General features: G+C 47.4%; 14 protein-coding genes and 1 other RNA gene. All 15 read right to left on the bottom strand.

Features of this window, described 5'->3' with window-relative positions; all coding sequences use genetic code 11:
* Positions 1-57 precede the first annotated feature (57 nt).
* Positions 58-195: a hypothetical protein gene (locus OC538_RS16365; RefSeq protein ID WP_262177871.1), complete on the bottom strand. Its 138-nt coding sequence runs from the start codon at positions 193-195 to the stop codon at positions 58-60.
* Between the two features lie 244 nt (positions 196-439).
* Positions 440-803: a transfer-messenger RNA gene (ssrA, locus tag OC538_RS16360) on the bottom strand.
* A 102-nt stretch (positions 804-905) separates the two neighbouring features.
* The gene (gene smpB / locus OC538_RS16355; RefSeq protein ID WP_262177372.1) at positions 906-1,373 is read right to left on the bottom strand and encodes an SsrA-binding protein SmpB; all 468 of its coding nucleotides are present in this window, start codon (positions 1,371-1,373) and stop codon (positions 906-908) included.
* A gap of 63 nt (positions 1,374-1,436) precedes the next feature.
* Entirely contained in the window at positions 1,437-3,725 is a 2,289-nt protein-coding gene (gene rnr / locus OC538_RS16350) for a ribonuclease R (protein ID WP_262177842.1), read from the bottom strand.
* An 88-nt stretch (positions 3,726-3,813) separates the two neighbouring features.
* Complete coding sequence (locus tag OC538_RS16345) at positions 3,814-4,560, bottom strand: alpha/beta hydrolase (protein ID WP_262177370.1); 747 nt, start codon at positions 4,558-4,560, stop codon at positions 3,814-3,816.
* 151 nt (positions 4,561-4,711) lie between these two features.
* Positions 4,712-4,939 carry a preprotein translocase subunit SecG gene (secG, locus tag OC538_RS16340; RefSeq protein WP_262177367.1) on the bottom strand — a complete coding sequence of 76 codons (228 nt, stop codon included), beginning with the start codon at positions 4,937-4,939 and terminating at the stop codon, positions 4,712-4,714.
* A gap of 369 nt (positions 4,940-5,308) precedes the next feature.
* Positions 5,309-6,604, bottom strand: coding sequence for a phosphopyruvate hydratase (eno, locus tag OC538_RS16335; RefSeq protein WP_262177365.1), 1,296 nt, complete (start codon positions 6,602-6,604; stop codon positions 5,309-5,311).
* 18 nt (positions 6,605-6,622) lie between these two features.
* Entirely contained in the window at positions 6,623-8,149 is a 1,527-nt protein-coding gene (gpmI, locus tag OC538_RS16330; RefSeq protein ID WP_262177363.1) for a 2,3-bisphosphoglycerate-independent phosphoglycerate mutase, read from the bottom strand.
* Positions 8,142-8,903 carry a triose-phosphate isomerase gene (gene tpiA / locus OC538_RS16325; protein ID WP_262177360.1) on the bottom strand — a complete coding sequence of 254 codons (762 nt, stop codon included), beginning with the start codon at positions 8,901-8,903 and terminating at the stop codon, positions 8,142-8,144. Before tpiA ends, gpmI begins: the two co-directional genes overlap by 8 nt.
* Positions 8,904-8,916: 13 nt before the next feature.
* Positions 8,917-10,098, bottom strand: a complete 1,182-nt coding sequence (locus tag OC538_RS16320) for a phosphoglycerate kinase (RefSeq protein ID WP_262177840.1) — start codon at positions 10,096-10,098, stop codon at positions 8,917-8,919.
* A 313-nt stretch (positions 10,099-10,411) separates the two neighbouring features.
* Positions 10,412-11,419, bottom strand: a complete 1,008-nt coding sequence (gene gap, locus OC538_RS16315) for a type I glyceraldehyde-3-phosphate dehydrogenase (protein ID WP_262177359.1) — start codon at positions 11,417-11,419, stop codon at positions 10,412-10,414.
* Positions 11,420-11,469: 50 nt separating this feature from the next.
* Positions 11,470-12,504 (bottom strand): sugar-binding transcriptional regulator, encoded by a 1,035-nt coding sequence (locus tag OC538_RS16310; protein WP_262177356.1) that lies wholly within the window; start codon positions 12,502-12,504, stop codon positions 11,470-11,472.
* A 126-nt stretch (positions 12,505-12,630) separates the two neighbouring features.
* On the bottom strand, positions 12,631-12,867 hold the full coding sequence (locus OC538_RS16305; protein ID WP_262177354.1) for a glutaredoxin family protein: 237 nt from the start codon (positions 12,865-12,867) through the stop codon (positions 12,631-12,633).
* A gap of 371 nt (positions 12,868-13,238) precedes the next feature.
* Complete coding sequence (locus OC538_RS16300; RefSeq protein WP_262177351.1) at positions 13,239-14,072, bottom strand: TPM domain-containing protein; 834 nt, start codon at positions 14,070-14,072, stop codon at positions 13,239-13,241.
* Positions 14,069-14,647, bottom strand: a complete 579-nt coding sequence (locus OC538_RS16295; RefSeq protein WP_262177349.1) for a LemA family protein — start codon at positions 14,645-14,647, stop codon at positions 14,069-14,071. Before OC538_RS16295 ends, OC538_RS16300 begins: the two co-directional genes overlap by 4 nt.
* Positions 14,648-14,953 lie beyond the last annotated feature (306 nt).

Genomic DNA, 14,953 nt, shown 5'->3' with positions numbered 1-14,953 from the left:
CATAACTTAGGACAAGAAAAAACATAGGGAGATTTTCGTCTTCCTATGTTTTCATTGCTATTCATTATCTGTTTGTTTTTGCTTTTTTTTCAAATACTCCGCACGTAGCTTTTCCAGTTGCTGCTTTTTATCAAATTTGGCCGGCTTGTTTTTTTCATGATACTTTGTCACAGCCGCTTTACCTTTGTTATCCAATTGATATTTCCCCACTTTGTTCACCTACTTTTCTATTCTCTTCTATAAAGAAAACCCATTCAATAAATATAATGTACTTATATTAATGAAGTATACCTTTGACCTTTATTAGTAACTTTCATTCTAATTCGCTGACTTTTGATGAACATCCATCCTAAAGCATAAAAATAGGGATATTGCCCAAGAGTCCAGCTCCCGCTCAATACCCCTATCTCTATACGACTATTTGTACCAGTCCATTTAATTATGGAGACGGCGGGAGTCGAACCCGCGTCCAAAGGCTCTGCTACTTCAGCGTCTACGCGTGTAGATTGACTACTTGCGATTCGCACTGCATTATGCCGTCAATCAAGGCGTCTTGAGCGCTATCCTGATAATCTCTTGCAACTGCCTCAGGAGGCGACCGTTACCGTATCCCACTAATAAGTGAGCCTAACAATGCCACATGGGCGATGGAACTGCTAGGCAGATTCATCAGCTTATTAAGCTGCGAATGCTAGGTTGTTGTTTGTTTTGCCAGTTATTATTAACTGTCGTTTCTGACGGAGACGATCCCTCCGACGCGCAGCTCAAGCCCAGACCACCCCTGTCGAATCCGTAACGTCCCCGTTAGTAAAGGTTGTTATACCTTTAAGGGATGTCAGGAATGCCTGTTGAAAGGCTTCTGAACTATATCACTACTAGTATCATACTACATTTTGACGTAAAAATCAATACTGCTGTTTCGCTTTGAATGCACGTTCCACTTCGCGTTTCGCTTCCTTCTTCTTCAGATCCTCACGTTTATCGTAGAGCTTCTTTCCTTTACCGATGCCGATCAATACTTTCGCGAAGCCGTCTTTTAAGTACATTTTCAGCGGAACGATTGCGAAGCCTTCCTGCTTTGTCTGCCCGAGCAGCGTTGCAATCTGTTTCTTATGGAGCAGCAGCTTTCGTGAACGCAATGGGTCGTGGTTGAATTGATTTCCCTGTTCGTACGGACTGATATGCATGTTGGAAATCCATGCTTCATTGTTCCGGATCAAAACGAAAGCATCGCGTAATTGCACTTTGCCATTACGGATCGACTTGATTTCCGTTCCTTGCAGTACAATCCCTGCTTCAATTGTTTCTTCAATTGCAAAATCATGATTCGCTTTTTTATTTACGGCCAGTACTTTCCCTGCACCTTTTGCCATAGTCCTATTACCCCCCACTAATTAAAAATGCCGCGGCACTCGTTTCAACGAATGCCGCCACGTTTATTTTCTCTTTCTCGGAGCTTGTTTCTTCTTCTTTTTCGCTACACCTTCGTAAAACTTCTTCTTCTGGCTAGGTGCGCCTTTTTTCTTGTCGCCTTTAGGCTTATCGGAATCTCCCCGACGCCCGCCGCCACTTGATGGTTTCTTCGCATGGATAACTTTCGGCGACTCTTTCCGTGCTCGGTGGAATGATTGCTTCATTCCTGAAATTTCGAAGTCGATCGCCGATTCCTCAGGTTTGACGGAAACGACTTTGATTGTCACTTCATCACCGATTCTGAACTGCTTGCCGGTATGCTCGCCGATCATCATCATTTGACGGTCATCGAAACGGTAATAATCGTCCGTCATATAGCTGACATGGACGAGCCCTTCTACGGTGTTTTCCAGTTCCACGAACATACCGAAGTTTGTCACCGATGAAATGACTCCATCGAACTCTTCACCAATCTTATCGAGCATGTACTGTGCCTTCTTCAGTGCGTCCGTATCGCGTTCCGCATCGACTGCCCGTCGTTCACGCTCGGACGTGTGCTGAGCGATCTCAGACATGTTAGCGTTCCAATGTGCGATCGTTTCGGATGAAACATCCTTGTTAATCAAATACGTGCGGATCAATCTATGAACGATCAAGTCCGGATAACGTCTGATTGGTGATGTGAAATGCGTATAGAAATCAGCTGACAATCCGAAGTGGCCGAGGCTTTCCTCGAAATACTTCGCCTGTTGCATCGAGCGGAGGAGCATTGTTGAAATGACTGTCTCTTCCGGCATGCCTTCGATTGACTCGACAATTTCCTGCAACGCGCGAGGATGCACTTTATTCCCCGTCCCTTTGACGACGATTCCGAAGTTAGTCAGAAATTCAAAGAATCGTTGGAGCTTTTCCGCCTTTGGATCTTCATGGATCCTGTAGAGGAACGGCACTTGCATCCAGTGGAAATGCTCGGCAACCGTTTCGTTCGCAGCCAACATGAATTCCTCGATGAGGCGTTCCGCCGCTGTACGTTCCCTAATCACGATATCGGTCGGCCAACCTTGTTCATCAACAATCACTTTTGATTCCTTGAAGTCGAAGTCGATGGCTCCGCGGTCGATCCGTTTCTGCCTCAGAATTGATGCAAGGTCCGCCATATTATTCAGCATCGGGACGATATGCTCGTATTTCTTCATGAGCTCTTCATCTTTTTCCCCGATGATCTTATAGACGTCCGTATACGTCATCCGTTCCTTCGATTGGATGACACTTTCAAATATTTCATGGTGGATCACTTTTCCGTTCCGGTCGATTGTCATCTGGCAAGACATCGTCAGACGATCCACGTGAGGATTCAAGGAACAGATGCCATTCGATAGCTTATGCGGAAGCATCGGGATGACTCGGTCCGTCAAATAGACGCTCGTCGCCCGGTCGTACGCTTCTTCATCGAGCGGTGTGTGCTCCTCTACATAATAGCTGACATCAGCGATATGGACGGATAATGTGTACGTTCCGTCTTCATTTTTCACGAGGGAAATGGCATCATCCAAGTCCTTCGCGTCGGCTCCGTCAATTGTAATGACAAGATCCTCTCGTAGATCGCGGCGTTTGAACAGATCCTTTTCCTGCACTTCGTCCGGCGTCTTGTTTGCTTGCTCCATCACTTCAGGAGGGAACTCTACTTCTATCCCGTGTTTATGGATAATCGATAAAATATCGACGCCAGGATCATTTTTATGTCCAAGGATTTGGACGACCATACCGGTTGCGGATTTCAACTCGCTCGGCCATTCTGTAATTTCCACGACGACTTTATGTCCTTCGACGGCGTCGAGTGAATTCCCTTTTCCGATGAAAATATCCATCGGCAGCTTCTTATCGTCCGGGATGACAAAGCCGAAGCCGCGGTTATCCTGATAGGTCCCGACAACCTTCGTCGTTTTCCGTTCAGCGATTCTAATGATTGATCCTTCGCGACGGTCGCCATAGTCGCCTTTCGAAACTCGGACAAGTACAATATCCCCGTTCATCGCCCCGTTAACTTCCGGCGGCGGAATGAAGATGTCGTCCATTCCATCCGTCTCCGGCGTGACGAAACCGAACCCTTTCGCGTGTCCGATGAATTTACCTCTTACTAAGTTCATGCGCTCCGGAACGCCGTAACGGTTTGTGCGGGAGCGTACAATCTCACCTGTTTGTTCAAGCTGCACGAGCATTTTTACGAGTTCCTTGAACTCAGCTGCCCCTTGAATCTCTAATGCCTCTTGGATTTCCTGAACCGTCATTGGTTTATACGATTCCTCTTTCATGAAATTCAATAGCCTTGATTTTAATTCCTCATCAATAAAATCCAATTACTATCCCTCCATTCATAACTATCGTCAACTGATTCCATTTTCACACGTTCCAGTCGAGTGATTCAAGAAATTGATATACATCTTCGTGAAGCTGTTCTTTTTCCGGACCGAGTGTGATGACATGTCCGGATTTTTCAAACCACTCGATCTGCTTTTCATCAGACGCGGCATTATCGTAAATGACATTTGCGGAATCCGGATCGATCACATTGTCGTTCCGTGACTGGATGACGAGGAGTGGTGCATCGATATCCGGAAGCTGCTCTTTGACATCATCGACAAGTGGCTTCAAGTCAGCGAGCGACGGCATCGTTTTACCGCGTAGTGCATCGACTTCTTCTTCGATTTCAGTTGCCGTTTTTCCTTCATATCTTTTATAATCCGAAGCATACTTCAATACGCCTTCATATAATTTTTCCGGTGTTTTCATTATCATCGGCGAGCACATTGTTACAATACCCTTCACAGGCATTTTAACCCCTAATTTCAATGAAAATACACCGCCGAGAGATAATCCGCCGACTGCGATTTCTTCGTAGCCTGCTTCCTTCAATTGATTGTAACCTGAAATGACGTCTTCCCACCATTCATCGGGACCTGTTTCGATCAATTGTTCAGGCGGGACGCCGTGTCCTTTATAGTGCGGCGCCAGTGATGTGTAGCCTTTCTTCTCTAGGAAACGGCCAAGCATTCGTACGTCAGCTGATGTTCCTGTGAAGCCGTGCAAGAGTAATACTGCCCGTTTGCCATTTTGGAAAAAGAATGGCTTCGGTTGCGCGATTCTCATATCCGTCACCCTTTCTCTATCATTGCTAAAAATGATATAGATCTAAATAAAAAATCCTTATGTATCCTATCTTTCCCTTTTCATAGTGAAAAAAACGCCCGACCATACGGGTGGCCAGGCGTTTATCAATTATACGATTATATAGTTCCGATTAAATTTTCACGATGGCGATTGCCAAAACGAAAAATAAAATTGAAAGTACAATTGTCACTCTTTGAAGCACTAAGTCTAGCCCACGTGCTTTCTGTTTCCCAAAAAGTTGTTCGGCACCACCGGAGATGGCTCCAGACAGACCTGCACTTTTTCCGGATTGTAATAATACAACAACGATCAACGCCAATGATACGATTAATAGCAACGTCATTAACAAAGCATGCACTTTGTTCCACCTCCTGCATAGAGCATCACAACATTTATATTCTATCAAACATTTTTCACTGTTACAACAAGTTTCTACGAAAAGCGGAAGGCGCCTGCTTAGGGGCGACAAGCATAAGGCGAATCAAGGAAGGCAGTCTAAGTTCGCCACGTCCTGTGGCAACGACTGCATACCCGCATCATGCGGACACGGCGTGGCGTTTTTTTGCCACAGAGCAGATTTGACTTATGACCTCGAGCCAATCGAACCACGAAGAGTTCGATTTGCCGTATTTCTGCGGTTTGTGCAGAAATTAAGGCACACTGTTGGCGCCTGGAGCTGGACAATCTCAAAAACAACCAGCCGACGAAAGCCGGCTGGTTGTTCGTGTCATTTTTTCAAATTATAGAACGTTTTTGTTCCGCGGTAGACTGCTGTTTCATCCAATTGGTCCTCGATGCGGAGCAATTGGTTGTATTTCGCGACGCGGTCCGTGCGCGAAGGTGCACCCGTCTTAATTTGACCCGCGTTTGTCGCAACCGCGATGTCTGCGATTGTCGTATCCTCGGATTCTCCGGAACGGTGGGAGATGACTGCTGTATAGCCAGCACGTTTCGCCATTTCGATCGCATCGAATGTTTCTGTCAATGTGCCGATCTGGTTCACTTTGATAAGGATCGAGTTGCCGACGCCTTCTTCAATGCCGCGCTCCAATTTTTCGGTGTTCGTGACGAACAGATCGTCCCCGACCAATTGGACTTTCGAGCCTAGACGCTCTGTCAATAGCTTGTGGCCAGCCCAGTCGTTTTCGTCAAGGCCGTCTTCGATTGAAACAATTGGATATTTCGAGCAAAGCTCTTCATACCAAGCGACCATCTCTTCGGATGTCTTTGTAATTCCTTCTCCCGTTAAACGGTACTGTTTCGTTTCGCTGTCGTAAAACTCGGAAGCAGCAACATCCATTGCGAGCAATACTTCTTCTCCCGGTTCATAGCCTGCTTTTTTGATCGCTTCCATGATTGTGGATAGCGCTTCTTCGTTCGATGCTAAGTTCGGAGCGAATCCGCCTTCATCACCGACCGCCGTGTTGAGGCCCTTCGATTTCAAAACGTCTTTCAAGCTATGGAAAATTTCAGTTCCCATGCGAAGACCGTGTCGGAATGATTCCGCACCTACCGGCATGACCATGAATTCCTGGATATCGACGTTGTTGTCCGCATGCTCGCCGCCATTCAAAATATTCATCATCGGAACAGGCAGCTCTTTCGCGTTGACGCCACCAAGGTACTGGTAAAGTGGAACGTCCAAGTAGTCCGCTGCCGCATGTGCAACAGCCATTGAGACGCCAAGGATCGCGTTCGCGCCAAGCTTGCCTTTGTTCTGCGTACCATCCATTTCAATAAGCGCATTATCGATAACGACTTGATCAAGTACAGAATAATTTTCCTCGATTTCATCCGCAATAATTTCATTGACATGATCGACCGCTTTCAAAACACCTTTTCCTAGATAACGGGATGCGTCGCCGTCGCGCAGCTCAACCGCCTCGTATTCACCTGTGGAAGCGCCTGAAGGAACGATGGCCCGGCCGAACGCTCCACTTTCTGTAAACACTTCAACTTCAACAGTCGGGTTACCGCGTGAATCAAGAACTTCTCTAGCTTGGATATGAGTAATGATTGGCATTTCAATCTCTCCCTTAATTTAGAATAATGGTGTTCCGGACATTTCTTCCGGCCGTTCGATTTCTAAAAGCTTCAGCATCGTCGGTGCAAGATCCGACAGAATGCCGCCTTTCCGCAATTCGATATCTGGTTTTGTGATGATGACCGGTACGGGATTTGTCGTATGCGCAGTCATCGGCTTCCCTTCCAGCGTCACGACCTCGTCTGAGTTCCCGTGATCCGCTGTAACGATCGCTGTACCGCCTTTCAGCAGAAGAGCATCAATGATCCTTCCAAGGCACGCATCGACCGTTTCAATCGCTTTGACCGTCGGCTCGAGTATTCCGCTATGTCCGACCATGTCGGGGTTCGCAAAATTGAGGATGATCGCGTCTTGCGTTTCGGCTTCAATCTCTTTCAATAAAGCTTCCGTCACTTCAACCGCACTCATCTCGGGCTTCAAGTCATAGGTTGCGACTTTCGGACTTGCAATGAGGATCCTCTTCTCGCCTTCGAACTCATCCTCTTTGCCGCCACTCATGAAGAACGTTACATGCGGATATTTCTCGGTTTCGGCAATCCGCAGCTGCCGAAGTCCGTTGTTCGACAGCACTTCGCCTAGCGTGTTCTCTAGGTTCTGAGATGTGAAAACGACGTCAGCTTGGACTTCATCACTATATTGTGTAAATGTCACGAACTTCAAATTCTCGAACGCCTTAGATCCGGTATGAAAACCGTCAAACGTCGGATCCGTGAACGCCCTCGATAATTGAATCGCGCGATCGGGACGGAAATTGAAGAACACGACCGCATCGCCGTCTTTCACCGTAGCAACCGGCTTGCCTTCCTTCGCAATGATGAACGGCTCCACGAATTCATCATGGATGCCTTTCTCATAGGAAGACAGGATGCCTTGTCCGGCATTCGTAAATATTTCACCTTTACCATTGACAATCGCCTCGTATGCGCGCTCCACTCGGTCCCATCTTTTATCACGGTCCATTGCGTAAAAACGTCCGGAAACCGAGGCGATTTCACCGACTTCAAGTCCTTCCATCACCTTTTCGGTCTGCTCGATGTAACCCGGAGCAGTTTCAGGACCGACGTCCCGTCCATCGAGGAATGCATGGAGATAAACTTTCTTGATTCCATTCATTTTTGCGAGGCGAAAGAGGGCGAATAGATGCTCATAATGGCTATGTACACCGCCGTCCGAAAGCAGCCCCATCAAATGAAGTGAGGAATCTTCCTGTTTAACGTGTTCAATTGCCCCTAGCAACGCAGTGTTCGTCATGAAGTCCCCGTCTTTGATGGATTTATTGATTCTTGTCAGGCTCTGATAGACAATCCGGCCTGCACCGATATTAAGATGGCCGACTTCCGAATTCCCCATCTGCCCTTCTGGAAGCCCTACAGCTTCCCCGCAAGCAGTCAGCGTCGAATGAGGGTATTCATTCCATAGAATATCGAAGTTCGGCGTGCTCGCTTGTGCCACAGCATTGCCGAACCGTTCATCCCGCAGCCCGAAGCCATCCAGGATGATCAATGCGACAGGCCCGTTAGTCATTCGCCGCAACTCCGATCATTTCAAGGAATGATTCCGGTTCTAGGCTCGCTCCCCCGACAAGTGCGCCATCGATATGTTCCATCGATAGCAACTCGCCAATATTGCCAGGTTTCACGCTGCCGCCGTATTGGATGCGAATAGCCGCTGCTGTTTCGTCATCATATAGCTTGCCGATTTCAGCACGGATCTCGCCGCATACTTCATTCGCATCTTCAGCGGTTGCAGTTTTGCCTGTTCCGATTGCCCAGATCGGCTCATAGGCGATGATCGCTTCCTGAGCCTGCTTAGCATTGATACCTTCAAACGCTTTCTTCACTTGGACTGCAACCGTTTCGACTGTCTTCCCAGCTTCACGTTCCTCCAAGCTTTCTCCGACACAGACAATTGGCGTTAAGCCTTTTGAAAATGCTGCCACCACTTTACGATTCACAGCTTCGTCCGTTTCATTGAAATATTGGCGTCGTTCGGAATGACCGAGGATGACGAATGGAACGTTCAAATCCGCTAGCATTTTTGGACTTACTTCACCTGTAAACGCTCCTTCATCGACGTCATGCATCGTTTGGGCTCCAATTTTCAATGGTGTGCCTTCCGTCAATTCCACGAGCGTGGACAAATAAAGGGAAGGTGGACAAATGACTGCATCGACCTTGTCCGTTTCCGGCAAGCGATCTTTCACTTCTGTCACAAAGTTTTTCGCTTCTCCCAGCGTCTTATACATTTTCCAGTTTCCTGCAATGATTCGTTTTCGCATTTTTATTCCTCCGTCACTTATCATTCAGCGCAGTCACGCCAGGTAATTCTTTTCCTTCCATGAATTCCAAGGACGCGCCGCCACCTGTTGACACATGATCCATTTTATCCGCACAGTCGAACTTTTCGACAGCTGCAGCGGAATCCCCACCGCCGATCACTGTGTATGCTTCCGTTTCAGCCATCGCTAATGCAACTTTCCTCGTGCCCGCAGCGAATGGTTCCATTTCGAAAACTCCCATCGGTCCATTCCAAAGGATGAGCTTGGAATTCTTGATGACATCCGCATACAGGTCAGCTGTTTCAGGACCGATATCGAGTCCCATCCAACCTTCCGGGATATCGTCGATCTTGACCGTTTTCACATTCGCACTTTCGGAAAACGCATCCGCCACTACCGCATCGATCGGTAAATGGAGTTTGACGTTCTTCTCTTTCGCCTTTTGAATGAAGGATTTTGCAAGCTCGATTTTATCTTCTTCGACTAACGAATTGCCTGTTTCATACCCTTGCGCTCGCGTGAACGTATAGGAAAGGCCGCCACCGATCAATAAATGGTCCACATTGTCCAACAGATTATCAATGACACCGATCTTGTCCTTCACTTTCGCGCCGCCGATAATCGCTGTGAACGGCCGCTCCGGATTTGACAACGCTTTCCCGAGGACTTCCAATTCCTTTTCAAGAAGGAATCCACTTACAGCTGGAATGAACTCCGCGATACCCGCTGTGGAAGCGTGTGCACGATGCGCCGCGCCGAAAGCATCGTTGACGAAGACGTCCGCTAGTTCCGCGAACTTTTTCGCAAGCTCGGAATCATTCTTTTCTTCCCCAGCGTGGAATCTGACGTTTTCCAGAAGAATAATGTCGCCTGCCTTCATGTCGGCAACCGCTTGTTCCACTTCTTCTCCGATGGAAGCATCAAGCTTCTTCACGTTTTTCCCAAGGAGCTCCGATAATCTTTTTCCAGCCGCAGTGAGTCGCATGTCTTCATTCACTTCACCTTTTGGCCTTCCAAGATGGCTGGCGAGAATGACCTTTGCGCCTTTTTCCGCCATGAATTCAATTGTCGGAACAGCAGCACGGATTCTTGTATCATCCGTAACTTCACCGTTTTCCATCGGCACATTGAAATCGACACGGCAAAATACGCGCTTCCCGTTCAGTTCAATATCTTTGATCGTTTGTTTGGCTATCATGTAAACCGCACCCCTCTAAGAAAATTGAGCGCCAGAAACGGCGGGGAATATAAAAAAAGGAACGGGTCTCTCCGTTCCTCCTACCCATCTATCTATTATAATGAATCGCCATAAGAATGGCTATGTTTTAGACAAAAGCGAAAGCCGTTACGCAGAACGGCTTTTGCGAGCACAAGCGTAGCGTTGCGAGCAGAGGCCTTCCTAGGAGCGACAGGCATAAGGCAAAGATGCGGCGTGGCGCGCTTTTCGCCACATAGTATCTTTGACTTATGACCCCGAGCTCCTGGCGCCCGGAGTCTAGACGTATAGCTTAGATGCCTTTTTTACTCATATAAAGAGCCAAATCGATACAGCGTGCGGAATATCCTGTTTCATTGTCATACCATGCGATGACCTTCACCATATTGTTGTCCAATACCATTGTCGAAAGCCCATCGACTGTAGAAGATGCTGTATTTCCGTTGTAGTCCGTAGAGACGAGCGGAATTTCATTATAGTAAAGGATGCCCTTCAATTCGTTTTCTGAAGCCTTTCTCAATGCGGCATTCACATCTTCCACAGTCACTTCTGTTCCAAGTTCAGCAACGAAATCGACGAGGGATACGTTCGGTGTTGGAACGCGGACTGCCATGCCATCCAATTTCCCTTTCAATTCCGGAATAACTTTCGTCACTGCTGAAGCGGCGCCTGTCGTTGTAGGGATCATCGACTCAGCAGCTGCACGCGCTCGACGGTAGTCGGAATGCGGCAGATCCAGAATACGTTGGTCATTCGTGTAAGAATGGACTGTCGTCATCATACCCCGCTTAATACCGAATTGGTCTTGCAACACTTTGACGACTGGTGCAAGGCAGTTTGTCGTACACGATGCATTGGAAACGATTTTGTCGTTTTCCGGATCATAGGACTCTTCATTCACACCCATAACGAGCGTTTTCATTTCCCCTTTAGCCGGTGCCGATAAGATAACTTTTTTCGCACCCGCTTCGATATGCTTCATCAATGCTTTTTCATCCCGGAATACGCCTGTCGCTTCGATGACGACATCAACATCCAATTCACCCCACGGCAAATTTGAAGGATCCTTTTCAGCGTACACCTTTATCTTCTTGCCATCGACTACAAGATGATCTTCCTCTGAACCGACTTCAGCGTCAAAAATTCCGTGCACCGAATCATACTTCAGAAGATGTGCAAGCATTTGTGCATCCGTCAAATCGTTTACTGCAACGATTTCAATTTCCTCATGCTTACTTGCTTCCCTCATCACAACTCTTCCAATACGTCCAAATCCATTAATAGCCATTTTAATTGTCAATTCCATTACCTCCTATGATTGGTTTCAGTTATTTACGTTATTCGTTCATGTTAACCTTCCAATTTTTCAAGCATGGCATGTGCTGCCCCTTCATCGGTGACAAGAATCGTCTGGCGTGGAGCGCCTGCCATATAAGACAGGATTGCTTCCGCTTTGCTTTTTCCGCCTGCCACAGCGATGATGAGCCGAACCTTTTCCAGCTGCTCCGTCTGGATGCCAACCGTTCTGATTCGATGGACGACTTTGCCTTTATCATCAAAGTAATAGCCGAACGCTTCACCTTTCGCCCCTTGTTCACGCAGAAGATGACATTCGCTCTCCGGCGTGTTCCGCAAGTCCGCCATCCGGAGTGCATCCCCGATTCCATGGAGGACGCAATCCGTTTTTTCGTAGAGCTCCACCATCTGGATAGCAGTGGGCTCCCGTTTGAAAACTTCATGCGCTTCGACGCTAAGCGACTCGGGGTAGTAAAATGAGCTGTACGTTCCCCCGCTTGCTTCTGCGAATGAGGCGGCGATGACGTTCGCCTGCAATCCGATATCCTCGCCGACCCCTCCCCTTGCTGCAATGAAGTGCAATTGATCGGCATTTTCAAGCGAATGGATGTGCCGGGGAATCGCAGCTACCGAACTACCACCAGTCACGGCAATGATATGGCCGTCGCCAATCCGATTCATGAATTCCGCGGCTGCTTCTTTGCCTATAAGGCTTTTCACAGCCGGATTTTCATCCGAATCACCCGGGACGATTTGTACGCTTCGGATTCCTAATAAATCGCCCAGTTTCCTTGCAATCAGCCCTTGCCCGGTCCATTCGTCACTAATAGGTCTGAGCGATTCAAGGACGGTCGCCCCCTCGCTCGTAATCGTTGCGCCCTCTTTGGCGATTCGGATAAGTCCTTCCGTTCGCAACGTTTCCATCAAGTTCCTACATTCCCGCTCCGAAATATCAGCCATCTGGCCAAGCGGTCTTCGTCCAATTGGACCTGCTATTTCAATGAACTTCAAAACTTTGTACCGCTGATGTAATAACTCCATCATTTCTGGCACAAGCTTTCGTTGTGCCTCTATAATTTTCGGGATCAAAGAAAAGCCCCTCTTTCATGATAGGACGAATTCTGCCCACCTATATATTATTTGTCCCACCTAATGCAAAAAAAATATAAATCCTACTACTAGTATATACCCCGCCGCCATTAAATTCAAACTTCTTCATCTAATTTCGAATAGATCGATCAAGTCGACATAGCCTATTGAACCGTATAATAGAACTTCGCCGTCTTTCTCAATGACTGGAATCATCAACATATATTTCTCATGGCTCTCATCGTCGGACTCGATGTCGATGGTTGACCATGTTAATGGATAATCCTCTTGAACGAGCTTCATCATCGATTTTGCTTCATCACATAAATGACAGCCTTTTTTTGTGTAGAATTGAATATGCATGTAGAACACCTCGAATTTCTTTTTCTTTTAGTATAGATGAAAAACAGGTTGTCTACAAAATCAAAGTTACCACGACTTTCCGTGACAGTCTTCTTGTGTGAGAGTGGGTGTATGATCACTTTGCTGGGGTTTATGATCACTCGCCAGGGGTTATGATCACTTGCCGTGAGTTATGATCACTCGCCAGGGTTTATGATCACTCACCGGGGTTTATGATCACTCGCCAGGGTTTATGATCACTCGCCAGGGTTTATGATCACTTGCCAGGGTTTATGATCACTTGCCAGGGTTTATGATCAAAAAAGGTGGAGAAAAACGAATTGTTTTTCTCCAACTTTTGAATTTAAGGACTTATGGACTACCCTTTTTTATTACCAACCACGACCAGCGCCGCCTCCGCCTCCGGAACCGCCTCCGCCGGAGAAGCCGCCACCGCCACCGCCGCCGAAACCTCCACCACCGAAACCGCCGCCTCCGCCAAAGGAGCCAGGGAAGAAGATCATTCCGCCTCTTCCTCTTCGTCTACCTCCCGGACCGCCGCCACCTCCGCGGCCACCACCCATAAAGCGGAAGAGCAGAAAAATGATGATGAAGATGATGATAGGTGAAGGGATGCCGATGCCTGAACCGCCGCCTTGGCCAGCAAGCGTGTTCACTTCGGCCACTTCTCCGTTCCATCCGTACTCCGCAGCAATTTCATTATAGTAAGACTTATATGCATTCATGATTGCCATGTCGGGTTGTTCATCCTTTAGGTATGGCACAGCAACCTCATCCATAATCCTGCCGGCTTTCCCATCAGGCAGTGCACCTTCCAATCCGTAGCCTACGGTCAATTCGAAATGTCGACCCGTATCACTATTTTCCGGATATGGAATTGTCGTGACAAACAATAGGGCGCCATTGTCCTCTCCCTTTTTACCAAGCTCATATTGTCGCAACGCCTTAACGGCAAACTCTTCGGCTGGTTCCGCACCAATCGTGGGCAACGTCAACACCCCAAGCTCAGCACCTGTCGCCTCATTCAACTGTTGACCCAACCGGTTCAGTTCGGCTTTCTGTTCCGCGGAAAGTATGCCCGCATGATCCTGAATATAGTAATCCGAGAAATTCCATGGCGGGACGTCAGCTGCCAACGCCATTGCCGGCATGATCATGATGCTAAGACAAACGGCGATCATGCATCGGAATGCCCTACGGATCACTTGCTGTCATCTCCGAAATCAACTTTCGGTGCTTCATTCGCAGCTGCATCCGCTTTGAAATATTCTTTCTGTTCGAATCCAAATATCGAAGCGACGAGTCTACCTGGAAAACGCTTAGTTTGCCTATTGTAGTCCGCTACGACCGTGTTATAGTCCATTCTTGCGAAACCAATCCGATTTTCTGTTCCGGCAAGCTCATCCATCAATTGTGTAAAGTTCTGATTTGCTTTCAAATCAGGGTAATTTTCCACAACGACGAGCAATCTGCCAAGCGCATTCGAAAGCTCGGTATCAGCAGCCGCCTGCTCCTCCGGTCCTCTCGCTCCTGCAAGTCTCGCCCGTGCATCGGCTATATCAGCGATCACTTCCTTCTCGTGACTAGCATATCCTTTCACAGTGCTCACTAAGTTGGGAATTAAATCGAGCCTGCGCTGCAATTGATTTTCAACTTGTGCATATGATTCATCGACGTTCTCTTCCAAGTTGACGAATTTGTTATAACTCGGCACGAACATGATGCCAAGGATAACAAGAATGACAACAATGATTGCGATTGGCCCCAATATTCTTTTCATCTTTTCACTCTCCATTCGATATAGTTGCAATACCCAAGTGGCATTGCATTCCAAACAAGTAAGAAGCTTTACACTATTTATCGTATGTCGAGCGAAAAGGTTTCAAACATTGAGAAATAAATCAAGTTAAGGATTCCAGATTCACTAGAATGAAGAATGGACTTTGGCAGCAAACGAAAACTGTCAGCGGATGTATGAGAACTTTCCAGTAAAGGACGAGAACTCTTCAGCGTGAAACGAGAACTCGGGTTGCTAACGGGTTAACTTTAGAAGAATAATGGAGCCCCTGTTCAAAAAAAATGGACC

The organism is Saccharococcus sp. Marseille-Q5394, from assembly GCF_946901335.1.
GTDB lineage: Bacteria > Bacillota > Bacilli > Bacillales_A > Planococcaceae > Sporosarcina > Sporosarcina luteola_C.
The sequence above is the reverse complement of the archived record's forward strand: the minus strand, read 5'-3'. Positions and strand labels throughout refer to the sequence as shown.

What these genes read in the sequence shown, in the direction of transcription:
- tpiA (WP_262177360.1), bottom strand. Translation starts at nt 8,903, where the DNA reads ATGCGAAAACGAATCATTGCAGGAAACTGGAAAATGTATAAGACGCTG.
- smpB (WP_262177372.1), bottom strand. Translation starts at nt 1,373, where the DNA reads ATGGCAAAAGGTGCAGGGAAAGTACTGGCCGTAAATAAAAAAGCGAAT.
- gpmI (WP_262177363.1), bottom strand. Translation starts at nt 8,149, where the DNA reads ATGACTAACGGGCCTGTCGCATTGATCATCCTGGATGGCTTCGGGCTG.
- rnr (WP_262177842.1), bottom strand. Translation starts at nt 3,725, where the DNA reads ATGAAAGAGGAATCGTATAAACCAATGACGGTTCAGGAAATCCAAGAG.
- OC538_RS16345 (WP_262177370.1), bottom strand. Translation starts at nt 4,560, where the DNA reads ATGAGAATCGCGCAACCGAAGCCATTCTTTTTCCAAAATGGCAAACGG.
- OC538_RS16295 (WP_262177349.1), bottom strand. Translation starts at nt 14,647, where the DNA reads ATGAAAAGAATATTGGGGCCAATCGCAATCATTGTTGTCATTCTTGTT.
- OC538_RS16305 (WP_262177354.1), bottom strand. Translation starts at nt 12,867, where the DNA reads ATGCATATTCAATTCTACACAAAAAAAGGCTGTCATTTATGTGATGAA.
- eno (WP_262177365.1), bottom strand. Translation starts at nt 6,604, where the DNA reads ATGCCAATCATTACTCATATCCAAGCTAGAGAAGTTCTTGATTCACGC.